The 26997-nt window shown below is 68.5% G+C and carries 26 protein-coding genes and 1 tRNA gene; 15 read left to right on the top strand and 12 right to left on the bottom strand.

Translation table 11 applies throughout. The features are described 5' to 3' along the window. The first annotated feature begins 1 nt into the window (after position 1). The 6 genes from CYR75_RS02340 to CYR75_RS02315 all read left to right on the top strand — a co-directional run bounded on the left by CYR75_RS02340 (position 2) and on the right by CYR75_RS02315 (position 3751). Entirely contained in the window at positions 2-469 is a 468-nt protein-coding gene (locus tag CYR75_RS02340) for a chemotaxis protein CheW (RefSeq protein WP_101498668.1), read from the top strand. Continuing rightward, a complete protein-coding gene (locus tag CYR75_RS02335; protein WP_101498667.1) occupies positions 466-1323 on the top strand; it encodes a CheR family methyltransferase in 858 nt (285 codons plus the stop codon). Before CYR75_RS02340 ends, CYR75_RS02335 begins: the two co-directional genes overlap by 4 nt. Then, a complete protein-coding gene (locus tag CYR75_RS02330; RefSeq protein ID WP_101498666.1) occupies positions 1320-1706 on the top strand; it encodes a response regulator in 387 nt (128 codons plus the stop codon). Before CYR75_RS02335 ends, CYR75_RS02330 begins: the two co-directional genes overlap by 4 nt. Continuing rightward, positions 1703-2056, top strand: a complete 354-nt coding sequence (locus CYR75_RS02325; RefSeq protein WP_101498665.1) for a hypothetical protein — start codon at positions 1703-1705, stop codon at positions 2054-2056. Before CYR75_RS02330 ends, CYR75_RS02325 begins: the two co-directional genes overlap by 4 nt. A 128-nt stretch (positions 2057-2184) precedes the next feature. Then, the gene (gene argB, locus CYR75_RS02320; RefSeq protein WP_101498664.1) at positions 2185-3084 is read left to right on the top strand and encodes an acetylglutamate kinase; all 900 of its coding nucleotides are present in this window, start codon (positions 2185-2187) and stop codon (positions 3082-3084) included. Between the two features lie 151 nt (positions 3085-3235). After that, positions 3236-3751: a SixA phosphatase family protein gene (locus tag CYR75_RS02315; RefSeq protein ID WP_101498663.1), complete on the top strand. Its 516-nt coding sequence runs from the start codon at positions 3236-3238 to the stop codon at positions 3749-3751. Positions 3752-3787: 36 nt separating this feature from the next. Here CYR75_RS02315 and CYR75_RS02310 read toward each other — a convergent pair whose 3' ends face one another. After that, positions 3788-4807 (bottom strand): ribose-phosphate pyrophosphokinase, encoded by a 1020-nt coding sequence (locus CYR75_RS02310; RefSeq protein WP_101498662.1) that lies wholly within the window; start codon positions 4805-4807, stop codon positions 3788-3790. A gap of 96 nt (positions 4808-4903) precedes the next feature. On the opposite strand from CYR75_RS02310, the gene CYR75_RS02305 reads away from it, so the two are divergent. After that, a complete protein-coding gene (locus CYR75_RS02305; protein WP_101498661.1) occupies positions 4904-5500 on the top strand; it encodes a 2-hydroxychromene-2-carboxylate isomerase in 597 nt (198 codons plus the stop codon). After that, positions 5497-6282 carry an alpha/beta fold hydrolase gene (locus tag CYR75_RS02300; RefSeq protein ID WP_225972802.1) on the top strand — a complete coding sequence of 262 codons (786 nt, stop codon included), beginning with the start codon at positions 5497-5499 and terminating at the stop codon, positions 6280-6282. The genes CYR75_RS02305 and CYR75_RS02300 overlap by 4 nt, the downstream gene beginning before the upstream one ends. 3 nt (positions 6283-6285) lie before the next feature. Here the strand turns inward: CYR75_RS02300 and CYR75_RS02295 are convergent, their stop codons facing one another. The 6 genes from CYR75_RS02295 to CYR75_RS02270 form a co-directional block, all read right to left on the bottom strand. After that, complete coding sequence (locus CYR75_RS02295; protein WP_101498660.1) at positions 6286-7335, bottom strand: threonine aldolase family protein; 1050 nt, start codon at positions 7333-7335, stop codon at positions 6286-6288. Continuing rightward, complete coding sequence (locus tag CYR75_RS02290; protein ID WP_101498659.1) at positions 7332-7772, bottom strand: YcgN family cysteine cluster protein; 441 nt, start codon at positions 7770-7772, stop codon at positions 7332-7334. The genes CYR75_RS02295 and CYR75_RS02290 overlap by 4 nt, the downstream gene beginning before the upstream one ends. Then, complete coding sequence (locus CYR75_RS02285) at positions 7772-8701, bottom strand: bifunctional riboflavin kinase/FAD synthetase (RefSeq protein ID WP_101498658.1); 930 nt, start codon at positions 8699-8701, stop codon at positions 7772-7774. Before CYR75_RS02285 ends, CYR75_RS02290 begins: the two co-directional genes overlap by 1 nt. A gap of 131 nt (positions 8702-8832) precedes the next feature. After that, positions 8833-9699 (bottom strand): TIGR01459 family HAD-type hydrolase, encoded by an 867-nt coding sequence (locus CYR75_RS02280; protein WP_101498657.1) that lies wholly within the window; start codon positions 9697-9699, stop codon positions 8833-8835. A 75-nt stretch (positions 9700-9774) separates the two neighbouring features. Further along, the gene (locus tag CYR75_RS02275; RefSeq protein WP_101498656.1) at positions 9775-10692 is read right to left on the bottom strand and encodes a manganese-dependent inorganic pyrophosphatase; all 918 of its coding nucleotides are present in this window, start codon (positions 10690-10692) and stop codon (positions 9775-9777) included. A gap of 103 nt (positions 10693-10795) precedes the next feature. Next, a complete protein-coding gene (locus CYR75_RS02270; protein WP_225972801.1) occupies positions 10796-11842 on the bottom strand; it encodes a TraB/GumN family protein in 1047 nt (348 codons plus the stop codon). A 193-nt stretch (positions 11843-12035) separates the two neighbouring features. On the opposite strand from CYR75_RS02270, the gene groES reads away from it, so the two are divergent. Both groES and groL read left to right on the top strand, forming a co-directional pair. Then, positions 12036-12323: a co-chaperone GroES gene (gene groES, locus CYR75_RS02265; protein WP_101498655.1), complete on the top strand. Its 288-nt coding sequence runs from the start codon at positions 12036-12038 to the stop codon at positions 12321-12323. Between the two features lie 54 nt (positions 12324-12377). After that, positions 12378-14027, top strand: coding sequence for a chaperonin GroEL (groL, locus tag CYR75_RS02260; protein ID WP_101498654.1), 1650 nt, complete (start codon positions 12378-12380; stop codon positions 14025-14027). 354 nt (positions 14028-14381) lie between these two features. On the opposite strand, the gene CYR75_RS02255 is transcribed toward groL, so the two are convergent. The 4 genes from CYR75_RS02255 to CYR75_RS02240 all read right to left on the bottom strand — a co-directional run bounded on the left by CYR75_RS02255 (position 14382) and on the right by CYR75_RS02240 (position 20375). After that, on the bottom strand, positions 14382-15908 hold the full coding sequence (locus tag CYR75_RS02255) for a Ppx/GppA family phosphatase (RefSeq protein WP_101498653.1): 1527 nt from the start codon (positions 15906-15908) through the stop codon (positions 14382-14384). A 66-nt stretch (positions 15909-15974) separates the two neighbouring features. Continuing rightward, positions 15975-18140 (bottom strand): RNA degradosome polyphosphate kinase, encoded by a 2166-nt coding sequence (locus tag CYR75_RS02250; RefSeq protein ID WP_101498652.1) that lies wholly within the window; start codon positions 18138-18140, stop codon positions 15975-15977. 72 nt (positions 18141-18212) lie between these two features. Further along, complete coding sequence (locus CYR75_RS02245) at positions 18213-19121, bottom strand: P-loop NTPase family protein (RefSeq protein ID WP_318778993.1); 909 nt, start codon at positions 19119-19121, stop codon at positions 18213-18215. Between the two features lie 3 nt (positions 19122-19124). Next, positions 19125-20375 (bottom strand): AI-2E family transporter, encoded by a 1251-nt coding sequence (locus CYR75_RS02240; protein ID WP_225972800.1) that lies wholly within the window; start codon positions 20373-20375, stop codon positions 19125-19127. On the opposite strand from CYR75_RS02240, the gene CYR75_RS02235 reads away from it, so the two are divergent. Next, complete coding sequence (locus CYR75_RS02235) at positions 20364-20786, top strand: DUF1489 family protein (RefSeq protein WP_101500820.1); 423 nt, start codon at positions 20364-20366, stop codon at positions 20784-20786. The two genes, CYR75_RS02240 and CYR75_RS02235, sit on opposite strands and share 12 nt — an antisense overlap. A 41-nt stretch (positions 20787-20827) precedes the next feature. Continuing rightward, positions 20828-20901: transfer RNA gene (locus tag CYR75_RS02230), tRNA-Gly, on the top strand. Between the two features lie 145 nt (positions 20902-21046). Here CYR75_RS02230 and CYR75_RS02225 read toward each other — a convergent pair. After that, the gene (locus tag CYR75_RS02225) at positions 21047-24496 is read right to left on the bottom strand and encodes a chromosome segregation SMC family protein (RefSeq protein ID WP_101498650.1); all 3450 of its coding nucleotides are present in this window, start codon (positions 24494-24496) and stop codon (positions 21047-21049) included. A gap of 234 nt (positions 24497-24730) precedes the next feature. Here CYR75_RS02225 and CYR75_RS02220 point away from each other — a divergent pair, with 234 nt between their 5' ends. From CYR75_RS02220 to CYR75_RS02210, 3 genes are read left to right on the top strand one after another with little or no spacing between them, the layout of a single operon-like run. Further along, positions 24731-25123, top strand: coding sequence for a CidA/LrgA family protein (locus CYR75_RS02220; RefSeq protein ID WP_101498649.1), 393 nt, complete (start codon positions 24731-24733; stop codon positions 25121-25123). After that, positions 25113-25844 (top strand): LrgB family protein, encoded by a 732-nt coding sequence (locus tag CYR75_RS02215; protein WP_101498648.1) that lies wholly within the window; start codon positions 25113-25115, stop codon positions 25842-25844. The genes CYR75_RS02220 and CYR75_RS02215 overlap by 11 nt, the downstream gene beginning before the upstream one ends. After that, positions 25841-26977: a GNAT family N-acetyltransferase gene (locus CYR75_RS02210; RefSeq protein ID WP_101498647.1), complete on the top strand. Its 1137-nt coding sequence runs from the start codon at positions 25841-25843 to the stop codon at positions 26975-26977. The genes CYR75_RS02215 and CYR75_RS02210 overlap by 4 nt, the downstream gene beginning before the upstream one ends. Positions 26978-26997 lie beyond the last annotated feature (20 nt).

Here is a 26997-nt window from a genome sequence, read left to right as displayed (position 1 = left end):
CATGAGCACGCCGTCGGACCCCGCCTCTCAGCCGGATATCGAGGTGCTGAGCTTTCGCCTCGACGATCAGGAATATTGTCTGGACATCGCCCATGTCCGGGAAATCCGCGGCTGGACCCGCGCGACGCCCCTGCCGCACGCGCCGCCGCATCTGAAAGGCGTCATCAACATGCGCGGGACGGTGCTGCCGGTCATCGATCTGGGCCTGCGGCTGGGCGGGCCGCCGGTCGAACCCGATGAGCACAAGGTCATCGTCGTGGTCAGTCTGGGCAAGCTGACGGCAGGGCTGCTGGTCGACGCTGTGTCGGACATTTTGACCGCCGCGCCCGACCAGATCCAGCCCGCGCCGGAATACGGTATCGACCCCAGCGACAGCTGCCTGAAAGCGCTGCTGATGATCGAGGGCAAGCTGATCCGGATCCTTGATCTGGGCGCGGTTCTGCCGCCCGCCGCCGGCGCCGCGGCATGACCGCGCCCCGTGCCTGCCCCTGTCGCGACTGCTGTCTGGATGGTGCGCCGGACCAGATCGCGCGCATGGTCCATGACCTCTCGGGAATCGTCATCGGCCCCGACAAGGGCGACATCCTGCGCGCTCGCTTTCAGCGCCGCGCCCGGCTGCTGGGGCTGAAGACGCTGGCGGCTTATTTCGACCTGATCGCGGGTGCCTCGGAAGAGCGCGACCGGTTCATCTCGCTGCTGACGACGAATGTCACCGGGTTTTTCCGCGAGGCCCATCATTTCGACCTGCTCGCGCGACAGATCATGCCGGGGCTGGACCGGATCGGTCGCCGGATCAACATCTGGTCGGCGGGATGCAGCAGCGGGCCAGAGCCGTGGTCGATCGCCATGACGCTGCAAGGGCATTGCGCCGCAATGGCCCGCCGGACGCGCATCCTCGCCTGCGACATCGACGCGGCGGTCCTGCACAAGGCACGTTCAGGATGCTATGGCGCAGACGAGGTGACCGGGTTAAGCGCCGCGCAGATCAACCGCCATTTCTGTGCCTGCGGCGACGGCCCGCTGCGCCGCTGGCGCGTCGCCCCACCTCTGCGCGGGATGGTCGAGTTCCGGCAGTTGAACCTGCATGACGTCTGGCCGGGACTTCCGGCCTTCGACGTGATCTTTTTCCGCAATGTCTCGATCTATTTCGACCCGCCAGCGCAGCGCAGGCTGTGGCAGCGCTTCCACGACCAGCTGCGGCCGGGGGGGTGGCTGCTGATCGGTCATGCGGAACGGGTGCCGGCGGATCTGCAGCACCTGTTGCGGCCGGCGGGCCTGACCGCCTATCGCCGGCCCGATCAGAATTGTGAGGCCGTCCCATGAGCCTGAAAGACCGTCTGAAGATCCTGGTCGTCGATGACATGTCGACCAGCCGCGGGCTGATCGTCCAGTCGCTGGAATCCATTGGCATCAGCCAGATCCAGCTGGCCGCCAGCGGGCCCGAGGCGATGCGGACGCTGGCGCAACGGCCCGCGCATCTGGTGATCTCGGACTATAACATGCCCGACATGACGGGAATCGACCTGCTGAAACAGCTGCGCGGCTGCGCCACCACGCAGGGCATCGGCTTCATCCTCATCACCGGGCGGGCCGATCAGAGCATCCTCGAGCAGGGCAAAAGCTGGGGGATGAACAATTTCCTGCGCAAGCCCTTCGGCACGCAAGAACTGAAATCCTGCCTCGAAGCCGTGACGGGGCGTCTATGACGCCCGGCCCTGATCCCGCACTGGACCGCTTTCTGCAGAACGCCGCGCTGCTGATCGCGCAGGCGGCGGCGGATGCGGCGCTGCTGCAGGCGCATCTGGGGCAGGCGATGGAGTGCGGTGCCTCGATGCCTCATCCGCCCGATCTGGTGCTGCTGCAATCGCTGGACCGGATGACGCAGGTTCTGGGCGATGTGGCGGCCGCGCTGGACGGGGCGGCGGCAGAGGTCGGTGGGCAGACCCTTCAAAACTGGCCTCAGATCGCGGCGCGGCTGGGGCTGGGACAGGTGGTCCAGACGCTGCAATCGGGTGGCGGCGCGCAGGCGGAGGGCGGGATCGACGAAATCTTCTGACACCAGGCAGATCGCCGTCCGGCCGCCTCTGCGCACTCCCTGCCCGCGTCGCAGCCGCTCTGGACCTTGGCGGCGGCCGCGCCTAACCTGCGCCGACGCCTCAGGGACCAGCGATGAGACAACAGGACATGACCCGAGATTTTGCCACCGCCGCCGCCACCCTGTCCGAAGCCCTGCCCTATATGCAGCGCTATTCGGGCGCCGTCGTGGTGGTCAAATTCGGTGGCAACGCGATGGGCGACGATGCGGAAATGGCCAAGTTCGCCTCGGACATGGTGCTGATGAAGCAGGTCGGCATCCATCCGGTCGTGGTCCATGGCGGCGGCCCGATGATCAACGACATGCTGGGCAAGTTGGGCATCGAAAGCCGGTTTGTCCGCGGCAAGCGCGTCACCACCAAGGAAACCGTCGAAGTGGTCGAGATGGTGCTGGCCGGGCTGGTCAACAAGCGCATCGTGCAGGCGATCAACGATGCCGGCGGCCGCGCCATCGGCATTTCGGGCAAGGATGACGATCTGATCGTCTGCGAGGCCGACGACCCGGAACTGGGATTTGTCGGCCGCCCGGTCGAGATGAACGTCCAGATCATCCGCGACCTCTATCTGGCCGGGCTGATCCCGGTGATCGCGCCGGTCGCCACCGGCATGGCCGATAACGAGACCTTCAACGTCAATGGCGACACCGCCGCGGGCGCGGTCGCCGGGGCCTTGCAGGCCGACCGGCTGCTGCTGCTGACCGATGTCTCGGGCGTCAAGGATGCCAGCGGCCAGGTGATGACGCAGATGACGCCCGAACAGGTGCGCGACATGATCGCCGACGGCACCATCGCCGGCGGCATGATCCCCAAGACCGAGACCGCGCTGAAGGCGTTGCAGGACGGGGTGCGGGCGGTGGTGATCCTCGACGGGCGGGTTCCCAATGCCTGCCTGCTGGAATTGTTCACCGAACATGGTGCCGGCAGCCTGATCCGCTCGACCGCGCCGCGGGTCAAGCCGCGCGGTTTGCGGCAGGGCGACAGCGGCCTGTAGAAGGCCGGTTCGGTCACCATCCGCCCCTCGCGCAGCCCCTTGATGCCCTAGGCATTTTCTCGCCGCCTGCTGTCTGAACTGCGCTTGCCCTTGTCGCGGGAACTGTGGCAGGCTTCCCCCGACCCCGCCCGACAGAATAGGCCGAAATCAGATGACCCCCACCGGATACCGACGCCTGATCCTGACCCGGCACGCCAAATCGGCATGGGACGATCCCGAGCTTGAGGATTTTGACCGGCCGCTGAACGCGCGGGGCCGTCGCGCGGCGATCGAGCTGGGGGATTTCATGGCCTCGCGCGGATATGAGCCGGAAGAGGTCATCTGCTCGCCCGCCCGCCGCACCGTCGAGACGTGGGAGCGTGTGGCCTCGGCCCCGCTCGAGGTCCGGCCCCGCCTGCGGATGGAGCCGCGTCTGTTTCACGCCACGCCCGAGATCATGCTCGAGGTGCTGCGGACGGCGACCGAACCTACCGTCATGCTGATCGGCCACAATCCGGGGATCGGCGATTTCGCCGCCAGCCTGCCGGCCAATCCGCCGAACGATCCCGAGTTCGGTCGCTATCCCACCGGCGCCACGCTGGTCGTGGATTTCCAGATCGACAACTGGGCCGATCTGCAGCCGAAAAGCGGCAGCGTGCAGGATTTCCTGCGCATCGACGGCAGATAGGGACGGGCCAGCGCGGATCGGCCCGCGCCGCCGATCTCAGCCGCCGGAATACAGCCCTTCGTAGATCGGCCCCAGCGTGTCCAACTCGAACAGCGAACTGACCGAGGTGCCGTTCCAGATGTTCAGGATCGCCTGCGCAAACATCGGCGCGGTGGGCACGATGCGGATGCCGTCGCAGGCGCGGACGGCCTCGGTCTGGCCGATGGAGTCAGTGATCACCAGCGATTTCATCACCGATTTCGACACCCGCTCGACCGCCGGGCCGGACAGCACGCCATGGGTGATATAGGCGTGAACCTCGGTCGCGCCGTGGTCGACCAGCAGTTGCGCGGCTTTGACCAGCGTCCCGGCGGTGTCGCAGATATCGTCCACGATGATGCAGGTCTTGCCCGACACCTCGCCGATCACCGTCATCTCGGCGATCTCGCCCGCCTTTTCGCGGCGCTTGTCGACGATGGCCATGGGCGCGCCGATGCGCTGCGCGATCTCGCGGGCGCGGGCGACGCCGCCGACATCTGGCGAGACGACCATGACGTCATCCATCCGGCCCTTGAAATTGTGCTTGATATCCAGCGCAAAGATCGGCGCGGCATAAAGGTTGTCGACGGGAATGTCGAAGAAACCCTGAATTTGCGTCGCGTGCAGATCCAGCGTCAGCACCCGGTCGACGCCGGCCTCGGTCAGCAGATTGGCCACCAGCTTGGCCGAGATCGGCGTGCGCGCCTTGGCCCGGCGGTCCTGCCGGGCATAGCCGAAATAGGGGATGACCGCAGTAATCCGGCTGGCCGATGACCGCCGCAGCGCATCGGTCATGATCAGCAACTCCATCAGGTTGTCGTTGGCCGGGTTCGAGGTCGACTGGATGATGTACATGTCCTCGCCACGGACGTTGTCGAACACCTCGACGAAAATCTCCTGATCGTTGAACCGCTCGACCCGCGCATCCACCGGGGACACATTCATGCCGCGATGCATCGACATGCGGCGGGCGATGGCATGGGCCAGGGGCCGATTCGAGTTACCGGAAATCAGCTTGGGTTCGGTCATCGCGGGCATGGGTTCATCCTTCGGCAGCCGGGATTCGGGCGATTGCAGCGGACTTACCACCGGGATAGCCTGCCCGCAAACCTCAACCGTCACCGGAGAGCGGTAATGGCCCAGATCGATTACTTCCTCGCGACGGCAAGCCCGTGGTGCTATCTGGCGGGCGACCGGCTGGAGCGCATCGCCGAACGCCACGGCGCGACCATCGCCTATCGCCCGCTCGACATGCCGCAACTGTTCGGGCGCACCGGCGGGCTGCCCCTGCCGCAGCGCCACGAGTCGCGGCAGGACTATCGCCTGCAAGAGCTGACGCGGTGGTCGGCGCATCTGGAGATGCCGCTGACCCTGCGGCCGGCGCATTTTCCGGTGAACATGGCGCCCTCATCCTATGCCGTGATCGCCGCGCAGGCCGAGGGCGGCGACGTGGCCGGGCTGGTCCGTGCCTTTCTGCGCGCCGTCTGGGCAGAGGAGCGCGACATCGCCGACGACGCCACCATCCGCGAGATCCTGTCGGCGACCGGGCACGACCCCGCCCTTGCCGATCGCGGCCTGTTCACCGGGGCCGAGCAATATGGCCGCAATCTTGAAGACGCGGTCGCGGCCGGGGTCTTTGGCGTGCCCTTTTATATCGTGCGCGAGACCGGGCAGAAGTTCTGGGGGCAGGACCGGCTCGACTTCCTCGACGCGCATTTGGCCAGCCTGTGACCGAGGCCGCGACCCTTCCGCCGCTGGCCAGCCGCCATTTCCCCGGCGACCCGGACCGGCCGGCGCTCGGACTGCATTGCATGATGGGCGCCTCGGGGCTGTTTCAGCCGCTGGCCGAGCATCTGGATGGGCTGATCGACCTGCGCGCCTTCGACTATCCCGGCCATGGCCGCAGCCCGGACTGGCAGGGCGACGATCTGCACGGCGTCGTCACCCGCCACGCCGCCAGCCTGATCGACCGGCCGTTGGACCTGATCGGCCACAGCTTCGGCGCGACCGTGGCGCTGCGGATCGCGGTCGGCGCGCCCCACGCCATTCGCAGCCTGACCCTGGTCGAGCCGGTGCTGTTCGCCGCCGCCAGCACGCCCGCGCAACAGGCGCAGACCGCGCGGCTTGCGCCCTTCGAGGCGTCGGGCGACTGGGACGGGATGTTGCGGCGCTTTCTGTCCGACTGGGGCAGCCCGGGGGCCGAGATCCCGACCGACGGCCCGCGTGCCGCGCGGTTGCGCCAGCAGATGCGGATGGTCGTGGACACGAATGAGGCGCTGATGCAGGACCGCGCCCGCATCCTGCGCGAGGGCGGGCTGGAACAGATCGAGGCGCCGGTCATGCTGATCGCGGGCGCGGACTCGCCGCCCATCGTGCACGAGATCGCCGATGCCCTTGCCGCCCGCCTGCCCGACGTCGCCCGCGCCACCATTCCCGATGCCGGCCACATGCTGCCGCTGACCCATGCGGCTGCCTTCGCCGATCTGACCCGGATGAATCTCGAGCGGGCCTGAACGCTAGCCTTTAAGCGCCGCGATCAGCTCCTGCACCTCGGTCTCGGTCGTGTTCCAGCTGCACACCAGCCGCACGACAAAGCCCTCGGCATCGGCGTCATCGTCGCTGAGGCTGGGCCAGCCGCGATAGACCGCGCCCGCGCCGCGCGCGCGGTCATGGGCGTCGGGCGACAGCCGCACGAACAGCTGGTTCGATTCGGCCGGGCGGACAAGGCTGGCGCCCTCGACCCCGGCCAGACCTTCGGCCAGACGCGCGGCCATGCGGTTGGCATGGGCGCCAAGCTGCAGCCACAGCCCGCCGTCCAGCAGCGCATAGAACTGCGCCGACAGGAAGCGGTGCTTGGACAGCAGATGCCCGCTGCGCTTGCGCATATAGGCCAGCCGCTCGGCCAGCGCGGAGTCAAAGGCCACCACCGCCTCGACCCCCATCGCGCCGTTCTTGGTGCCGCCGAAGGACAGCAGGTCCACCCCCGCCAGATGCGTCAGCTCGGCCGGCGACGCGCCCGAGGCCGCGACCGCATTGGCAAAGCGCGCCCCGTCCATATGCAGCGACAGCCCGTGCTGGCGGGCGACGGCGCCGATTTCGGCCACCTGATCGGGCGACCAGACCCGCCCCGCCTCGGTCGTGTTGGAAATCGAGATCGCACCCGGCTTGCCGCCGCCCAACCCCTCGCCCGCCCAATAGGACGCCGCGTGATCCAGCGCGTCGGCGTCCAGCACGCCGCCATCGGCCGCAATCAGCGTCAGCTTGGCGCCGCCGGTGAACATCTCGGGCGCGCCACATTCCGACATCTCGACATGCGCCTCGTTGTGGCAGAAAATCCGCTGCCACGGATCGGCCATGCCCGCCAGCGACAGCGCATTGGCCGCCGTGCCGGTGGCGGTGAACATGACCGCCGCGTCGGGCGCGTCCAGCACCTTGCGGACCATATCCTCGGCCGCGCGGGTCAGGGCGTCGCTGCCATAGGAGGCGACATGCCCCTCATTCGCCGCGGCCAGCGCCGCCATCACCGCGGGATGCACGCCAGAGGTGTTGTCGGAGGCGAAATTCATGACAGATCCTCGATGATATGGTCCTCCCAATCCTCTTCGGGGATCTGGGCCTCGGACAGGGTGCGGCCGCGCATCGAGATGCCGGCGCGGTGGACTTCCTCGGGGTCGCCGCAGATCAGGTGGTGCCAGGCCTCCAGCGGCTTGCCCTCGTGGCGCAGGCGATAGGCGCAGGTCGCGGGCAGCCAATAGCTGATCGAGGCGATCTTGTCGGGCGTCAGGGTGACGCATTCCGGCACATAGCGGTGCCGGGTTTCATAGCGTGTGCAGCGGCAGGTCTGCCCGTCCAGCAAGCGGCAGGCGATGCGGGTAAAGGCCAGTTCGTCGGTATCCTCGAATTCCAGCTTGTTGAGGCAGCATTTGCCGCAGCCGTCGCACAGCGCCTCCCATTCCGGGGTGGTCAGGTCGCGCAGCGGCAGTTCCCAGAAGCGCGGGCGCATCACTGCGCCGACAGGATCGCGCGGGCCTGCGCGCTGTCCCGATCCATCTGCGTGACCAGCGCGCCGACGCTGTCAAAATGCGCTTCCGGGCGCAGGAACTCGATCAGCGCGACCGACAGGTGACTGCCATACAGATCGCCGTCGAAATCGAACAGGTGGGTTTCGAGGTTGGGCTGGTTTTCCCCGAACATCGGCCTGACGCCAAGGCTGGCGACGCCCGGCCAACTGCCCTTGTGCGGGCCGTCGAGGACATCCGCGATCACCGCATAGACGCCCAGCCGCGGCAGATGCAGCCCGGCGACGGACATGTTGGCGGTGGGATAGCCCAGCTCGCGGCCGCGCTTGGCGCCGTGCTGCACCTCGCCTTCGATCCGGTGCCAGTGGCCCAGCATCTGCTCGGCATCGCGGGTGCGGCCCTCGGTCAGCGCCTGCCGGATGGCGGTCGACGAGAACTCGCGCCCGTCGGTCCCCACCAGCGGCGCGATGGTCACGCCAAAGCCGAAGGTGCTGCCCAGCGCCGACAGCATGGCCGCGTCGCCGGCCCGGTCCTTGCCGAACCGGAAATCCTGCCCGACGCAGACATGCGCCACCCCCAGCCCGTCGCGCAGCACCTCGCGGGCAAAACCCTCGGGCGTCAGACCGGCCATGACCGGGCCGAAGGGAAGTTCGAACAGATGCTCGACCCCCAGCCGTCGCAGGCGATTGGCGCGGGCCTGCGGGTTCATCAGGCGAAAGGGTGGTGCGTCGGGGGCGAAGAACTCGCGCGGGTGCGGCTCGAAGGTGATGACGCCAAGGGGCGCGTCCATTGCCTTGCGCGCGCAGTCGATCACGGCGCGGTGGCCCTTGTGGACGCCGTCGAAATTGCCCATCGCCACGGTGGTCCCGCAGGCGGATGCCGGCAGCCCCGTCCAGTCATGGTGGATGTGCACTGCGCCCCCTTTTCGATCTCAGGTCGCGGCCCGGCGGTTGATGGATGGGCCGCGGCAGGCGCTGCCCTTTTCCTGCATATCGCGCAGCGACCGGCCGGTTGCAAGACCGACGCTGATCCGGCGATGCGCGCCTAGCGCAGCCGCCCGATGACATAGGTGGGCGAGACGCCCTCTGCCTTGAGCCAGCCTTCCAGCAGCTCCGGGTCGGGGGTTTCCACGTCATTGCCCAGATCGGCCGCCGCCAGCCCGCCGCTGATGAAGATCGAATCGATCCCCTGATCGACCGCGCCCGCGATGTCGGTGTGGATGCCGTCGCCCACCGCCAGTTCCCGCGCATCCGGCGCCAGCGCCAGCCGCCGCCGGGCGAGGTCATAGATGGGCGCATGCGGCTTGCCGAAATACAGCGACGTGCCGCCCATCTCGCGATACATCTGCGCCAGCGCACCCGCGCACCACAGGCGGCGTTCGCCCATGTCCACGACGATGTCCGGATTGGCGCAAAGCAGCGGCAACCCGGCAGCCAGCGCCTGTTGCAGCGGCTCGCGGTAATCCTCGGGGTTCTCGCTGTCCTCGTCGATCAGCCCGGTGCAGACGATCCCCTGCGCCTCGTCCAGCGGGACGCGGCGGATCGGGGGCGCGTCCTGCCACTCGGCCGGGACGTCGAAAAAGGCGTCATCCTTGGCCGGGCCGCAATGCCAGACATCGCGCCCGACGACGCCCGCGAACATGGCATCCTGCGCGGCATCGCCCGAGGTCACGATCTCGTCCCAGGCGTCGCGGGGGATGCCCATGCGCGGAAACCCTGCCACCACCTGCGCGGCGGGACGCGGCGCGTTGGTCATCAAGCAGACCTTGCCGCCCTGGGCGCGAAACGCCTGCAGCGCGGTCACGGCGGCGGGCCAGGCGGTCAGCCCGTTATGCACGCAGCCCCACAAATCGCAGAACAGCACGTCGTAATCGGCCGAAACCTCGGCCAGCGAGTTGATGATACGAGCCATGTCTTTCCCCAAAGCGAGCCTTGGCCGGTCCGCAAGGCGCAACGCCAAGCCGCCCGGCCGGAGAGTGTGCCGCGCCTACAGCTTCAGCGACGGAATGATCTGCTTTTTGCGGGACATGATGCCGGGCAGGACGACGTGATCGCCCGCGACCGGCACGCCAAAAGACGCCTCGGCCACCTGACGGACATAGTCGTTGGGGACCAGCAGCGTCGCTTCCTCGTTCAGGATGTCGACGACGAACAGCAGCACCTCGTCGGCGCCATCGGCGCGGGCCACGCCGGGCATCGCTTCCAGCAGCGCCAGCTTGCGGTCCAGCAGCACCTGCGGCGCGGTGGTTTCTAGAACCGAGACGCGCAGCTTCTTGCCCTGCAGCTCGAACTCCTTGCTGTCCATGCGAAGCAGATCCTCGTCGCCATAGGCCGAGACGTCGGATTTCGCGGCGAACATCTCGGTCGCGTATTGGTCGATGTCGATGTCCAGACCCGCCGCCAGACCTTCGGCCACGGCGCGGTCATGGTCGGTGGTGGTCGGGCTGCGGAACTGCAGCGTGTCGGACAGGATGCAGGTCAGCATGACGCCGCGAACCCAGTCCGGCGCGGCCGACATGTCGTCGCCGATCAGGTCGTGCATGATCGTCGCGGTGCAGGCCAGCGGGCGGATGGTGATGTTGATGGGGGTCCGGGTCTTCAGGCCGCCGACCAGCATGTGATGGTCAATGATCTCGAGGATCTCGGTGTCGTTGATGCCGGGGGGCAGTTCGGCGGGGTTGTTGGTGTCGCAGATCACCACCTGCTCGCCCGCCGCGATGTCGGTCACGATTTCGGGCATGTCGCGGTCCCAGCGGGTCAGCATCCAGGCCGCTTCGGTGTTCGGCGTGCCCTGCAGCACGGCGCGCGCGGGCGTCTTGCGGATCTCGTTCAGATACCAGGCCCAGATGAGGGGCGAGCCGGTGGCGTCGGTATCGGGCGATTTATGGGCAAGAACGGTGATCATCGCGGCTCCTTGTTCGCGGCGTTGCGGCATCGGCGGATTTCGCAGCGTTCCTAACCCTGCCCGCCGGCAAAGTCCATCGCCCGCCGCGTGGCGCGGCCCTGCGTCAGCGCATGGGCAGCCGCTCGATCTGCCAGCCCTCGCGTTCCAGCAGGCGCAGCACGCCGCCCTCGCCCGGCAGATGCAGCGCGCCGAAGGCCGCGACGACCGGCTTGCCGCGCCCGGCGGCCTGTTCGGCCGCCCTGGTCAGCGGCGCGATCCAGCTTGCGTTGCGGCGGTCCATCAGCATCTCGCGCGCCTCATCCGTCAGCCGGTCGATCTGGTCGGGCGGCAGGTCGGAATTGCGATAGCCGTCGATGCGCCCGAATTCCCAGATCGACCAGACATCGCCGGCGAAATAGGCATCGGTCAGCGTGGTGGCATAGTCATCGGCATGGCGCGCGGCGGGCAGGCCATACAGGATCATGTCGAGCTCTTCTTGCGGCGACAGATCGCTGAACATCTGGAAGGCCGTATCCCACGGCTCAAGCGCCTGCACCGGGACCCCGGCCTTTTCCGCCGCCGCAATCAGCCGGAAATCGAGGCCCGATTCCGCCCCCTGCTTGGCGATCTGGCGCATCATGCAGGGCGAGATCCCCAGCAGCGTCGCGACATACCAGGGCCGCATCCGCGAGACCATGACCGCAGGCATCCCGCGTTCGCGCATCGCGGCCGACAGTTCCTGCCATTGCGCCGCGGTCAGCCGCTCGGGCAGGGTCGGGCCGTCGGGCTGCACGATCAGCGTCGGGTCGCGGGCCAGTTCCGCCTGCAGCCGGTCCTGCTCTTGCGGGCCCATCTCGACCAGCAGCCTGTCCGCCTGCGCGATTTCGGGGGCAAAGCGGGCAAGGGTCGGCGCGTGGCGCGGGTCGTCGAAGTGATAGGTGCCGATCAGCGTGATCTGCGCCGCGCCGCTCCGGGCGCGCCAGAACAGCCCGTCGTGATAAGGCACCTGCGCGACCGCCTGCCGGATGGCGTCGCGTTCATCCTGCGGCAGCTGCGCGATCAGGTTGTGGCCGACACATTCCTCGGCCTGGGTGGGCGTCCCGGCCAAGGCCAGCAGCGCCGCGCCGATCACCGCAGCCCCGCGCATCCAGTCCAGCAAAAGACATTTCATCGCCATCTCTCCTTGCCGTCCCCGCGCCTGCCCGTCCCAAGGCGATCCGCGCAAAGGTCGGAATACAAGCAAAATATTTATCCGCCGGGCCGTTGACAGCCCCCGCCATGCGGCCTAGATCGAGCGCACTGGCACTCGCCAAGTCAGAGTGCCAACAATCTGACACTGCAACCTGAAACACCGGAGTGGTAACATGGCTTTCAAACCGCTGCACGACCGCGTCCTGGTCAAGCGCGTCGAATCCGACGAAAAGACCAAGGGCGGCCTCATCATCCCCGACAGCGCCAAGGAAAAACCGGCCGAGGGCGAAGTCGTCGCCGTGGGTGACGGTGCGCGCAAGGATTCGGGCGAGCTGATCGCACCGGCGGTCAAGGCCGGCGACCGCGTCCTGTTCGGCAAATGGTCGGGCACCGAAGTCACGCTGGACGGCGAAGAGCTGCTCATCATGAAGGAAAGCGACATCATGGGCATCATCGGCTGAACGCCGCGCCCCTGACACGCACCTTACAACGACAAGATTTTTCAGGAGAACAACATGGCTGGCAAGGACGTCAAGTTCAGCACCGATGCCCGTGACCGTATGCTCAAGGGTGTCAACATTCTGGCCGATGCGGTCAAAGTGACCCTGGGCCCGAAAGGCCGCAACGTGGTCATCGACCGCTCGTTCGGCGCGCCGCGCATCACCAAGGACGGTGTGACGGTCGCCAAGGAAATCGAACTGTCCGACAAGTTCGAGAACATGGGCGCGCAGATGGTCCGCGAAGTTGCCTCGCGCACCAATGACGAGGCCGGCGACGGCACCACCACCGCGACGGTTCTGGCCCAGGCCATCGTCCGCGAGGGTCTCAAGTCGGTTGCGGCCGGTCTGAACCCGATGGACCTCAAGCGCGGCATCGACCAGGCCACCACCAAGGTCGTCGAGGCCATCAAGGCCGCCTCGCGTCCCGTCAACGACAGCGACGAAGTCGCTCAGGTCGGCACCATCTCGGCCAATGGCGAGGCCGGCATCGGCACCATGATCGCCGAAGCCATGCAGAAGGTCGGCAACGAGGGTGTCATCACCGTCGAAGAGAACAAGGGGATGGAGACCGAGGTCGAAGTCGTCGAAGGCATGCAGTTCGACCGTGGCTACCTGTCGCCCTATTTCGTGACCAACCCCGACAAGATGGTCGCTGAGCTGGAAGACGCCTACATCCTGCTGCACGAGAAGAAGCTGTCCTCGCTGCAGCCGATGGTTCCGCTGCTGGAATCGGTTATCCAGTCGGGCAAGCCGCTGGTCATCGTGGCCGAGGACGTCGAAGGCGAAGCGCTGGCGACCCTGGTCGTCAACAAGCTGCGCGGCGGTCTGAAGATCGCGGCCGTCAAGGCACCGGGCTTCGGCGATCGTCGCAAGGCGATGCTGCAGGACATCGCGATCCTGACCGGCGGTCAGGTCATCAGCGAAGACCTGGGCATGAAGCTGGAAAACGTGACCATCGACATGCTGGGCACTGCCAAGAAAGTGACCATCAACAAGGACAACACGACCATTGTTGACGGCGCCGGCGACAAGGCCGAGATCGAGGCCCGCGTGTCCCAGATCCGCCAGCAGATCGAGGAAACCACCAGCGACTACGACAAGGAAAAGCTGCAGGAACGCGTGGCCAAGCTGGCCGGCGGTGTTGCCGTGATCCGCGTCGGTGGCAACACCGAGATCGAGGTCAAGGAGCGTAAGGACCGCGTCGACGACGCGCTGAACGCGACCCGCGCCGCGGTTCAGGAAGGTGTCGTCGTCGGTGGCGGCGTCGCTCTGGTCCAGGCCGGCAAGGTGCTGGAAGGTCTGACCGGCGAGAACGCCGATCAGGACGCCGGTATCGCCATCATCCGCCGCGCGCTCGAGGCGCCGATGCGCCAGATCGCCGACAACGCCGGCGTCGACGGTGCGGTGGTTGCGGGCAAGATCCGCGAATCCGACGACAAGACCTTTGGCTTCAACGCGCAGACCGAAGAATATGGCGACATGTTCAAGTTCGGCGTCATCGACCCGGCCAAGGTCGTCCGCACCGCGCTGGAAGACGCAGCCTCGGTCGCTGGCCTGCTGATCACCACCGAAGCCATGATCGCCGAAAAGCCCGAGCCGAAGGGCCAGGGCGGCGGCGCCGACATGGGCGGCATGGGTGGCATGGGCGGCATGGGGATGATGTAATCCCCCCAGCCTCGCCTGCCGTCTTTGGCAGACAGGAAAGGGCGTCCCTCGGGGCGCCCTTTTTCGTTGGTGAGGGGGTGTCGCAGGAGGTGGGTTGGCAAGTCGCGGCAGCCAGGGCTTGCCGGGTGAGGCTTAGGCGAATGGGCGCCTTCGCCACCCGGCCAATCTTCAGGGGTCGCGCCTGCGGTGCGGGTCATGGAATGCGGCGGCAGGGCTGCGCCTCGAGTCGGGTCCGGTCGGACATCGACAGCCGACGCGAGAAAAATCGCGCGGGCGACTTCCGCAGGCAATACGCTGCGTCAGTCTCGCAGTTCGGTTCGGATCTGCCGCGTCAGATGGCGGAACACCGACCGCTCACGACTTCACCACCCCTTCGATCCCCATCGCCTTGCACAGCGACTGGAACCGCGACAGCGCGACCTCGCCGAACAGCGCGGTGCCGGTGGGGGTCAGCCGCAGCTCCAGCCGCTTGCGTTTCGGTGACAGCTTCAGTTCGCCCGCCTCGGTCGGGTCTTTGATCGAGAACATCGCCCCGAAGCGCATGGCCTTGCCCAGGATCTCGGCCGCCTGCAGATCCTCGGGCGCGAGCATGGCGAACAGCGGCGCCAGGGGCGAGCCATCGCGCGAGTTCTTGTAGCGGTGCAGCAGCGCCACCCCCAGAAACACCCGCTCGGGGTGGGACAGCGCGGCCATGTTGGCGCGGGTCACGTTGTCGAAACAGGCCTGCGCGCGATAATCGGGATGGGTCCGCCAGCTTGTGTCATGCAGCAGGCAGGCGGCGCGGATCAGCCGCTCTCGCTCGGGCGGGGCGCCCTCGAACAGCGGGGTCAGGAACTGGAACAGCTTCTTGCCGAAGCCCGGCATACGCGCCATCTTCTTTTCCGTGAAGCGCGCCGATTCCAGCAGCGGATCGCGGGCGCGCAGGCTGGCCGACATGTGGTCATACAGCAGCCCCTCGCGGATGCCAAAGGACGACACCGCCAGTTGACGCGGGCCGAAGGTCTCGACCAGTTGCCGCAGCACGATGCTGGCCAAGGGCACCAGATCCATCCGCGCGCTGGACATGCCGCTGCGCGCGCGCAGGGCCGGCAGATCCGCGTCGCGCAGCCATTTCACCGTCTCGGTCACGTCGGTCGGCGTCATGCGATATTCATGCAGCACCGGCATCGGATAGGCGCGCCGGGTCATGTCCAGCCGCGCGATGGCCCGCCACGACCCGCCGACCAGATAGATCACCTCGTGATCGGTGCCGACGATTTCGGCCAGATCGCGCATAACCTTGCGGACATAGTCGCGCCGCCCCTCATCCCCGCCAGCGATCTGCTGCAGCCGGAACGGGCCAAGCTGGGCGCTGGCCCGCGCCCCGATCCCCCCCGCGCCGTCCAGAACCGCCATCTCCATCGAGTTGCCGCCGATGTCGCAGACCAGCCCGCGCGCATCGGGCCAGCCCAGCAGCACGCCCTGCGCCGACAGCCGCGCCTCGTCCTCGCCATCGACGACGTTGATCCGCAGCCCGGTCTCGGCCTCGACGCGGGCGCAGAATTCCGGCCCGTCGAGCGAATCGCGCATGGCGGCGGTGGCGACCACGGTCATCGGGCGCACCTTCATCGCGTCGGCCAGCGCGGCGAAACGGGTCAGCGCGGCAAAGGCCCGGCGCACGCCGTCGGGGTTCAGCCGGCCGGTGGTGGCCAGATCGCGGCCCAGCCCGGCCATGACCTTTTCATTGTAGAAATAGGCGGGCGAGCGCGCCGCCCCGTCGAAAATCACCATCCGGACCGAGTTCGATCCGACATCGACCACCCCGACCCGCGACAGGGCGCGGGCCGACGCATCCTCGAACAGTCCTTCAAAGGGGTCGGTCGTTCCGGGTTTGCCATTCATGGCGCACTCCTGCCTGGCGATCGCGCGGCGCTGCGGGCGCGGCTGTCGTCACCGCGAGCTTGTTTCCTAATCGGGGCTGTGGGTCAAGGCCGGGACGTCGCCCGCCCCTGCCCGGCCGCGCCCGGACAGCGAGGGATTTTCCATGAAGAAGCGGTGGCAGCAGAACAGGTCGTCGCGTCCCGCCGGCAGGTGACGCAGATAGCGGCCATCGGGCTGCAGAAGCCAGCTTTGCGCCTCGTCGGCCATGTTGGCGGCCATGATCTGGCTGACGATCTGCGCCTTGACGGTGTCGTTCAGACATTCGACCAGCGCCTCGACCCGGCGCGTCAGGTTGCGCCCCATCCAGTCGGCCGAGGACAGAAACACCCGCGCCTTGCGCGACGGCAGCCCGAAGCCCGCGCCAAAGCAGACGATGCGCGAATGTTCCAGAAACCGCCCGACGATGGATTTGACGCGGATGTTTTCCGACAGCCCCGCCACGCCGGGCCGCAAGCCGCAGATGCCCCGGATCGCCAGATCGATCCTGACGCCGGCGCCGCTGGCGGCGTAAAGCGCGTCGATGACGTCGGGTTCGATCAGCGCGTTCAGCTTGGCCCAGATCGCCGCCGGGCGGCCGGCGCGGGCGTAATCGGCCTCGCGCCCGATCAGTTCAAGCAAGCGTTCCTTGAGCGAGATGGGCGAGATCGAGATATTCTCCAGCCCCTCGGGCTGCACATAGCCGGACAGGAAGTTGAACACCTTGGTCGCGTCCCGCCCCAGTGCCGGGTCGCAGGTGAACAGCGACAGGTCGGTATAGATCCGCGCCGTGATCGGGTGGTAATTGCCGGTCCCGAAATGGGTATAGGTCACCAGCCGGTCGCCCTCGCGACGGACGACGGTGCTCAGCTTGGCATGGGTCTTGTAGTTCACGAATCCATAGACGACATGCGCCCCGGCCCGTTCCAGCCGCCGCGACTGTCGGATATTCGCGGCCTCGTCGAACCGCGCCTTCAGCTCGACCAGCGCGGTGACGGATTTGCCGGATTCGGCGGCCTCGCACAGCGCCTCGACAATCGGGCTGTCGCGGCTGGTGCGGTAAAGCGTCTGCTTGATCGCCAGCACATCGGGATCGCGCGCCGCCTGCGCCAGAAAGCGCACCACCATGTCAAAGGTCTCATAGGGGTGATGCAGCAGCATGTCCTTTTGCCGGATCGCCGCGAACATGTCGCCGTCATGGTCCTGCACCCGCTCGGGCACGCGGGGGGTAAAGACCGGCCATTGCAGGTCGGGCCGATCGTCCAGCACCAGTTCCGACAGATCGGCCACGCCCAGCAGGCCGGCGACCTCGACCACCTCTTCGGGGTGGACGTGCAGTTCCTGCATGATGACGCGGCGCAGCGCATCGGGCGCGCCTTCGGTGATCTTCAGCCGGATGACGCTGCCCCGGCGGCGGCGTTTCAGCGCGGTCTCGAATTCGCGAACCAGATCCTCGGCCTCTTCCTCAAGCTCGAGATCGCTGTCGCGCAGCACCCGGAACGTGCACGAGCCGGTGTCGCGATAGCCGGGAAAGAGGCTGGCAAGGTTCATCAGCAGCAGCTCTTCCAGCCGCAGAAAGCGCGAGGTGCCGGGCAGCCGCAGAAAGCGCGGCAGCTGCGCCGGGATCGGCAGCAGCGCCTGCATCCGCCGCCCATCCGATTCCCGCGCCAGTTCTAGCGCCAGCGAAAAGCCGGTATTGGGAATGAAGGGAAATGGGTGCGCCGGGTCGATGGCCAGCGGCGACAGCACCGGAAAGACCTGATCGAGAAAATAGCGGTTCAGATATTCAGCCTCGGCCCGGCCCAGACGGGCGCGCGAGAGGATGGTGATGTCCTCGGCCTCCATCTCTTTGCGCAGGGTGTTCCAGACCGCCTGCTGCGCACCCATCAGCCGCCGCGCATCGGCGTTGATCAGGCGCAACTGCTCGGCCGGAGTCAACCCGTCATGCGAGGGCTTGCTGCGCCCCTCGCGCACCAGTTCCCGCAATCCGGCCACGCGCACGGTATAGAATTCGTCGAGGTTTGTCGCGGAAATAGCCAGAAACCTTAGCCTTTCCAGCAGAGGCACCCGCCTGTTCCGCGCCTCGTCCAGCACCCGCCAGTTGAAGCTGAGCCAGCTGAGCTCGCGGTTGAAGAACCGCTCGGGCCCGGTGGGCGACAGGCCGGGAATCGCCCGTGGCGGCGGGGCAGGATGCTTGAGAAAGTCGGCCTGAGTCATGGGGCGTGCCTGTCTGGACGGTGCGGGATGATGCGACGCGGCGGCCCCGGATGTCCAGCGGGCGGGGCCGGGTCAGCGCTGGGGTTCGCGGTCCGGGGGCGGGTCCGAGGGGTCGGGGTCGGTCGCGGGATCAGCGTTGTGTTGATCGGCGGTCGGTGGCGGGTTGGTAGAGGTTGGCTCGGGCCTGATGACACCCTCCCCCTCTGACTGCGTATCCCGACTCCCGGACGACTCCGCCCGCGCCTCGGCCTCCGTCGCGACCTCAAGCTCTGCGCCCCGGTCAGGCGAGTTCACCCCATCCCCGTCGGTCAGCGTCGCCAGAATATCCGCCGCAAGGCTCCGCGTCAGGCCGCGGCGTTCCGCCATCGTCTGCCGGTCAAGCGCATCAACCAGCCGCCGCGCCAGCCCCAGATCGCGGTCCATGCGCGGCACCAGCCACTCGATCAGCCCCGGCGGCGTGACCAGTTGGCGGTCGGCCATCAGCTTCACCAGCACCGCCGCCAGCAGCGATTCGTCCGGCGCCTCGATGCGGGTCTGCGGCATCGCGGCCATGCGGCTGCGCAGGTCGGGCAGCACCATATCCCAGTCGCGCGGCGCGCTGCGGGCGGTCAGCAGCAGCCAGCAGCCCCGCGCGGCGCAGAGGTTCCACAGGTGAAACAGCGCCTGTTCGGCCCCGGCCGACGCGCCGATGCGGTTGGCGTCCTCGATCACCACCGCGCCGTCCTCGGCGGCCAGATGATCGACCAGATCGGGCCGCAGCGCCCGCGCGGGCATCCGCGCCGCGCCGGTCTCGGCCGACCAGATCGTCGCCAGATGGGTCTTGCCCGCGCCCTCGGGCCCGATCAGCAGCATCCGGCCCTGCGGCCATGTCTCGGGCCGGTCCAGCGTCGTCATCGCCAGCGCATTGGCCGGCGTGACCAGAAAATCCGACCGCCCCAGCGCCGGCGTGTGCCCCAGATCAAGCGTCAGCTGCCGCGCCATCGGCTAGCGGTCCAGCGGGCGGTCTGCATCGGGCGCGGCGGGGCCGACCGCAGCCACCACCGGCGGCGCGCGCCGGGCCAGCAGCGTGCCGGGCGCGGCCAGTTCGACCAGGATCGGCTCTGGCAATCCCTGCGCCGGATCGCGCCCGGTATAAAGTGGGCTTTCCACATAGCGCTGCGTCGCGAACCGGACCAGCACCCCCAGCGCCGCCGCCAGCGGCACCGCGATGATCAGCCCGACAAAGCCGAACAGCGCGCCAAAGACCGACAGCGCCAGCAGCAGCCAGACCGGATGCAGCCCGACATGGTTACCGACGATGCGGGGCTGCAGGTAATTGCCCTCGACCACCTGCCCGACGACGAAGATCGCCGCGACCACCGCGATCCAGATCGGATCGTTCCAGAAGCTGTACATCGCCACGCCCAGCGCCGTCGCCCCGCCGATCACCGTGCCGACATAGGGGATGATCCCCAGCAGCGCCGCGCCCATGCCGATGGCCAGCCCATAGGGCAGCCCCACCGCCATCAGCCCCAGCGAATAGAAGCTGCCCTGGATCAGCATCACCGTCCCCTGCCCGCGCACAAAGCCCGACAGCGTCCGGTCGATCTCGCGCGCGAGGTGGCGGATCACCGGCGCGTGGGCGCGGGGCAGCAGCGCGTCAACCCGCGCCACCAGATGATCCCAGTCGAGCAGCAGGTAGAACGCCACCACCGGCACGATCACCAGCAGCGCCAGCACGCCGACAACGCTCGCAACCGAGTTCAGCACCGACCCCAGCAGCTTGCCGCCCTTGTCCCCGATCATCGAGGCCAGATCGCGCAGCCCTTGATCCAGCGGCCCGTGTTCGGCCAGAATCCCCGGAAAGCGCTGCGTCAGACCGATCTGCAGCCGCGCGATCATGCCGGGCAGCGCCTCGACCAGTTGCACGGTCTGGCGGATCACGATGGGCGCGATGAACAGCACGAAGGCCGCAAAGGCCAGCACCGCCGCCAGCGTGATCGCAACGACGGCCAGCGTGCGGCTAAGGCCCGCGCGTTCCAGCCGGTCGGCCAGCGGGTCCAGCAGATAAGCGATGCCCGCCCCGATGACGAAGGGCAGGATCGCCTGCCCCAGCAGCCACAGGGCCAGCAGCAGGGCCACCCCGACCGCGCCCCACCAGATCAGCTGCTTTCGTGCCGTCATCCGCCATCCCCCCGCCTGCGGCCCCTTTTGCGAGGCGTCGCCGTCGCCTATATCGACTTCATGATCAAGCACGTCAATCTTGTGAAGCTCTGTGTCGGCGCGGACAGCCCCGACGATCTGTCGGGCTGGCAAAGCAAGCGCTTCTGCGCCGGGCAGGTCAGCCATGTCACTCGCATGTGGCCCCGGCGAGAGGCCGAGCTGCTGGCCGGCGGCTCGATCTATTGGGTGTTTCGCGGCACCATCCTGGCCCGGCAACTGGTGCTGGGGCTGGAAGAGCGGATCGGCGAGGACAACATCCGCCGCTGCGCGCTGCTGCTCGACAAGACGCTGATTCGCACCGCCGCCGCGCCTCGGCGCCCATTTCAGGGCTGGCGCTATCTGGCGCCCGAGGACGCGCCCCCCGACCTGCCCCCCGGCCGCGACACCGACGACGCGCTGCCCCCGGCGCTGGCCGCCGAACTGGCCGAGATGGGGCTGCGCTAAGACTTGACGCCGCCGCCCGGCTGCGATAGCGGAAACGGGTCGCGGGTGTAGCTCAATGGTAGAGCAGAAGCTTCCCAAGCTTACGACGAGGGTTCGATTCCCTTCACCCGCTCCAATCATCCGAATTTGTCGATTCCCCTATCTGGCTGCGTCTTCCGGCGGTTAGCCGGCGTTTCTCATGTGGTTTCGAGGGTGAAAGCGGCGTTATCAGCGTCACCGCGCGACCTGCTTTGCGCGTTTACGGATTCGCCCCGATCCCCTCACGCCACCAACTGCTCGGCCCGTTTCAGATCCACGCTGACCAACTGACTGACCCCCTGTTCGACCATGGTCACGCCGAACAGCCGGTCCATGCGCGACATGGTCACGGCGTGGTGGGTGATGATCAGAAAGCGCGTGTCCGTGCGCCGGGTCATCTCGTCCAGCAGGTCGCAGAAGCGGCTGACATTGGCGTCGTCGAGCGGTGCGTCGACCTCGTCCAGCACGCAGATCGGGGCCGGATTGGCGAGGAAGACGGCAAAGATCAGCGCCAGCGCGGTCAGCGTCTGTTCGCCCCCCGACAGCAGCGACAGGGTGGCCAGCTTCTTGCCCGGCGGCTGGCACATGATTTCCAGCCCGGCTTCCAGCGGATCGTCCGATTCGACCAGCACCAGCCGCGCCTCGCCGCCGCCGAACAGATGCGTGAACAGCGTGGCGAAGTTGGCGTTTACGGTGTCGAAGGCGGCCAGCAGCCGCTCGCGCCCCTCGCGGTTCAGGCTGCCGATGCCGGCGCGCAGCTTGCGGATGGCGGTTTCCAGATCGGCTTTCTCGGTCGCCAGCGTCTCGCGCTCGGCCTCCAGCGCGCGCTTGTCCTCGTCGGCGCGCAGGTTGACGGCGCCCAGCGCGTCGCGGCTGGCGCGCAGCCGCGCGATCCTGGCGTCCAGCGCGTCGGCGGTCAGGTCCGGCGCGCTGTCGCCGATGGCCTCGCGCAATGCCTGCGGGGTGGCGCCGATCTCGTCCTGAATCCGCTCCTGCGCGGCGGCTTCCTGCGCGCGGGCGGCGTCGGCGCGGGCGGCAGCGGCGGCGCGACCCTCGCGCGCGTCCGAGGCGGCGCGTTCGGCGTCACGCTCGGCCGTGGCGGCGTCGCGCAGGCTGGCTTCGGCAGCGGCCAGCGCGGCGCGGACCCGCGACTGGCGGGCATTGGCCTCGGCCTCGGCCTTGTGCAGGCGGTCGCGTTCGGCGGCGAGTTCGGCGGGCCGGGAAGCCGCCGCGTCCAGCTCTCGACGGCTGGCATCGCGGCGGGCGGTCAGTTCGGCGGCGCGCGCGCCGGCCTGCACGAGTCGCTGCGACCAGCCCTGTTCCTCGCGCGCGATCTCTTGCAGGCGGCGGTTGCGGGCGGTGGCGTCGCGCTGCAGCTCATCCTGCGCCGCGCGGCGTGACATGGTGGCGACCCGCGCCGCCTCGACGCCGGTCTTGGCCGCCTCGACAGCGGCGGCCAGCGCCGCGCCGTCGGGCAGCGCCGACAGCGCCGCCTGCGCCTCGGCCAGCCTTGCGGAGGCGTCGCCCGCATCCTCGCGGTGACGGGCCAGTTCCGCGCGGGCAGAGTCGGCGCGGGCGTGGGCGAGGGACAGCTCGCTTTCGGCGCGGGTGGACTGGCGGGCGGCGTCGGAGAGCGCGCGTTCGGCCTCTCGTCCGGCCTCGCGCGCGGACCGTTCGGCGGATGCGGCCTCGGTCAGGGTTGCGCGGGCGGTGTCATGGGCGGCGATGGCTTGGGCCGCCTGCTGCCCGGTCGCCTCGGCCAGCACCCGCATCTCGGTCAGGCGGTTGACCTGCGCCAGATGCCGCGCGGCGGCCGAGGCCGCATCGCCGGGCGCTGCGCAGATGCCGTCCCAGCGCCACAGCCCGCCATCGAGTGTCACCGCGCATTGCCCCGGACGCAGCGCGGGTTGCATGGCCTGCGCCGCAGCCGCATCGGGCGCAACGCCGATCTGCGACAGCCGCCGGGCCAGCGCATCCGGCGCCCTGACCTGCGGGGCCAGCGGCTCTGCACCCTCGGGCAAGGGCGCGGTCGCGTCATATCCGGGCAATGTCGCCCAGCCAGAACCGTCATCGGCCAGCGGCAGCGACAGGTCGTCGCCGCAAGCTGCGCCCAGCGCGGCCTCGTATCCCTTGGCCACGCTGATCTGCGACAGCAGCCCAGCATCATCCGCCAGCCCCCGCGCCACCATCTTTTCCAGCGCCGCGAGTTCGGCCTGCAGCGCCCGCGCCTCGCCCTCGGCCTGCGCGCGCAAGCTGCGGGCCCTGGCCTCGGCCCCCTCGGCGGCGGTGCGCGCGGTTTCGGCTTGCGCCAGCCGCGCCTCGGCGGCCGCGGCGCGGGCCGAGGCGTCGGCCTGCGCGGCCTCGGCGGCGGCAAGGGCCTGTTCGGCGGCCTGCCCGGCGCGGTCGGCGGCCTCGGCCGCCCCGGCCGCTTGCGCCGCGGCGCGTTCGGCGCGGTCGCGCTGCGCGGTCAGATCCGCCGCCAGCCGCTGCGCCGATTGCGCCTGCGCGGTCAGCCGCGCCTGATCCGCGCTGAGCGTCCGCAGCCGCTCTTCGATCTGCAGCAGCGCCTCGGCGGCTTCGGTCGCGGCGGCTTGGGCGGCAGAAAGCCGCGCCTCATACCCCTCAGCGGCCTGTTCCAGCGCCTGCTGTTCCGCCGCGAGACGCTGCACCATCTGGGCGGCGTCGCGGTTCAACTGATCCTCTCGGTCGAGGTCGCGGTCAAGCTGGGCGATGCGGGCTGCAAGGGCCGTCGCCTCGGCCTCGGCCCGTGCCTCGGCGGCCTGCAGCGCCTCGCGTTCGACGGTCGTGCGCGAGGACAGGGCGGCGGCGATCTGCTCCTCGTCCCGCAGCGGGGGCAGCGCGGCCTCGGCGGCCTCGCGGGTGGCGGCGGCGCGGCGGGCGGCGGCCTCGGCACCGGCGGCGGCGGATGTCGCGGCGGCCAGGGCTTCGGCGGCGGCCCGGCTGGCCGCGTCAGCCTCGGCCCAGCGGCGATAGAGAGCCAGCGCCTCGGCCTCGCGCAGGGAGGCGCCGATCTCGCGATAGCGGGCGGCGGCGCGGGCCTGACGGGTAAGGGCCGCCGCCTGCGTCGCCAGCTGGTCCAGCGTATCGTCGACGCGGGACAGGTTGGCCTCGGCGCTGTTCAGCTTCAACTCGGCTTCGTGCCGGCGGGCGTAGAGGCCGGATATCCCCGCCGCCTCTTCCAGAATCCGACGACGCGATTTCGGCCGCGCGTTGATCAGTTCCGAGATCTGCCCCTGACGCACCAGCGCCGGCGAATGCGCCCCTGTCGAGGCATCCGCGAACAGCATCTGCACATCGCGCGCCCGCGCATCCTTGCCGTTGATCCGATAGGCCGAGCCGGCGTCGCGGGTGATCCGCCGCACGATGTCGATACCGTCGGCGTCATTGACCGAGGCCGGCGCCAGCCTTTCGCGGTTGTCGATGGTCAGCGTCACCTCGGCATGGGCGCGGGCACCGCGCCGCGAGGTGCCGGCGAAGATCACATCCTCCATCCCCTCGCCGCGCATGGCGGTGGGGCGGTTCTCGCCCATGACCCAGCGCAGCGCCTCGAGCAGGTTGGACTTGCCGCAGCCATTGGGGCCGACGACGCCGGTCAGCCCCTCGCGGATCACCAGATCCGTCGGATCGACAAAGGATTTGAAGCCGTTCAGCCTGAGTCGGTCAAATTTCACGCGCTGCCCCGGATGCGGTCCTGCCTGCGGCGCGATTTTCCGGGCGGCAGCGCGACAAGTCAACCATTACCGCAAGATCTGGGCCGTTTCGGGCCGCCTTCTACAATGGGTGCGGCGCGGGCGGTCAGGCGCGCGTCATGCCCGCACCCTCAGCCGCCGCCTGCAACAGTTTTCGCAAAAACGCGATGCCGCCCCCTCTGGTCAGGCCGGCGGATCGCGCCTAGGTTCCGGTCCATGATCCCTGCCCTGACCCTTATCCTGATCCTGCAGCTATTGGGCGAGATTGCCTCGCACAGCATCGGCTTGCCCCTGCCCGGCCCGGTGGTCGGGCTGATCCTGCTGGTCGCGGGCTGCCTGATCTGGCCCGCCTTGGCCGAGATCCTGCGGCCGGCCGCCAACAGCCTGCTGGGGCATCTGTCGCTGTTCTTCGTGCCCGCGGGCGTGGGTGTCATCGCGCATCTGCCGACGCTGGCGCAGCATGGGGTGGGGCTGGCGCTGGCGGTGACGATCTCGACCGTGTTGGCCATCGGGGTCGGCGCGGCGGTCTTTGTCGCCGTCAAGCGCATGATCGGCGGCGTGACGGTTGCCGAGGATTTGCGCGAGGCCGGGGTCGATCATGCCGACTAGCGTCGCCGATGCCGCGCTGATCTGGTCCTATCTGGCCAGCCAGCCGCTGTTGTGGCTGACTGCCACGCTGGCGGCGTACTGGCTGGGCGACAGGCTGTTTCGCGCCTCGGGGCGCAGCAGCCTCGCCAATCCGGTGCTGATCGCGGTCATCATCCTCGGCACCGTCCTTGCGCTGAGCGGGACGAGCTATCCGACGTATTTCGACGGCGCGCAGTTCGTGCATTTCATGCTGGGCCCGGCGACGGTCTGTCTAGGGCTGCCGCTTTACGACAATCTCAGCCGGGTGCGGCAGGCGCTGCTGCCGGTGCTGGCGGCGCTGGTGGCGGGGTCGCTGACGGCGGTGGTCTCGGCCCTGCTGATCGGGCGCGCCTTCGGGCTGAACCACGACCAGCTGGCCTCGCTGGCGCCGAAATCGACCACCGCGCCCGTCGCCATCGGCATTGCCGAGGCGCTTGGCGGGCAGCCGACGCTGACCGCCGTGCTGGTGCTGCTGACCGGGATCTTCGGCGCGGTGGTGGCGACGCCGGTGCTTAACCTGCTGCGGATCAAGGACTGGCGGGCGCGCGGCTTTGCGCTTGGTGTCGCCGCGCATGGCATCGGCACCGCCCGCGCCTTTCAGGTGAACGAGACTGCGGGCGCCTTTGCCGGGATCGGCATGGGGCTGAACGCGGTGCTGACGGCGGTGCTGGCGCCGCTGGTCTTGCGGCTGGTGTCGGGATGAGCCTGACGGTCACCATCCACGACGGGCTGGCGGACATTCCCGCCGCCGACTGGGACGCGACCGGGGCGGGACGCAACCCCTTTACCACGCATCGTTTCCTGCTGGCGCTGGAACAGTCCGGCTCGGTCGGCAAGGATACGGGCTGGCAGCCGGCGCATCTTTGCGCGCGTCAGGGCGAGGTGCTGCGCGGCGTCGCGCCCTGCTATGCCAAGACCAACAGCCAGGGCGAATACATCTTTGACCACGCCTGGGCCGACGCCTTCCAGCGGGCGGGCGGGCGCTATTATCCGAAACTGCAATGCGCCGTCCCCTTCACGCCCGTCACCGGGCCGCGCCTGATCGCGCCCGAGCCCGAGGTTCGTCGCGCCCTGCTGGCGGCGATGATGCAGATCTGCCGCCAGAACGGGCTGTCGGGCGCGCATGTCACATTCTGCGAGCCGGACGAGGTCGCGGATGGCGAGGCCGCAGGCTTTCTGGCGCGCAAGAGCCAGCAATTCCACTGGCTGAATGACGGCTACGCCAGCTATGACGATTTCCTCGCGCAGCTTTCTTCGCGCAAACGCAAGGATCTGCGCAAGGAACGCGCCCGGGCGCAAGGCTTTGGCGGGACCATCCGGCAATTGCGCGGCGACGAGATCCTGCCCGCGCATTGGGACGCCTTCTGGCGGTTTTACCAGGACACCGGGGCGCGGAAATGGGGCCGGCCCTATCTGACCCGCGCATTCTTTGACCTGCTGCACCAGACCATGCGCGACGACTGCCTGCTGGTGCTGGCCGAACGCGATGGCCAGCCCATCGCCGGCGCCCTGAACCTGATCGGGCCCCAGGCGATCTATGGCCGCTATTGGGGCGCCATCGAGGATCACCCCTTCCTGCATTTCGAGCTGTGCTATCACCAAGCCATCGACTTCGCGATCGCGCATGGCCTGTCGCGGGTCGAGGCCGGGGCGCAGGGCGAGCACAAGCTGGCGCGGGGCTATCTGCCGGTCGCCACCCACTCGCTGCACTGGCTCGCCGATCCGGGCTTTCACGGTGCGGTGGCCGATTATCTGGACCGCGAGGGCGAGGCGATGGAGGAACAGATCGCCGTCCTGCGCGACTGGGGTCCGTTCCGGCGCGGCGAGCCGTCGTGATGCGGGCGTAAGGGTCGCTC

This window comes from Paracoccus jeotgali (genome assembly GCF_002865605.1).
GTDB classification, from domain to species: domain Bacteria; phylum Pseudomonadota; class Alphaproteobacteria; order Rhodobacterales; family Rhodobacteraceae; genus Paracoccus; species Paracoccus jeotgali.
Note: the sequence above shows the minus strand (reverse complement) of the source record. Positions and strands in the feature narration are given on the sequence as shown.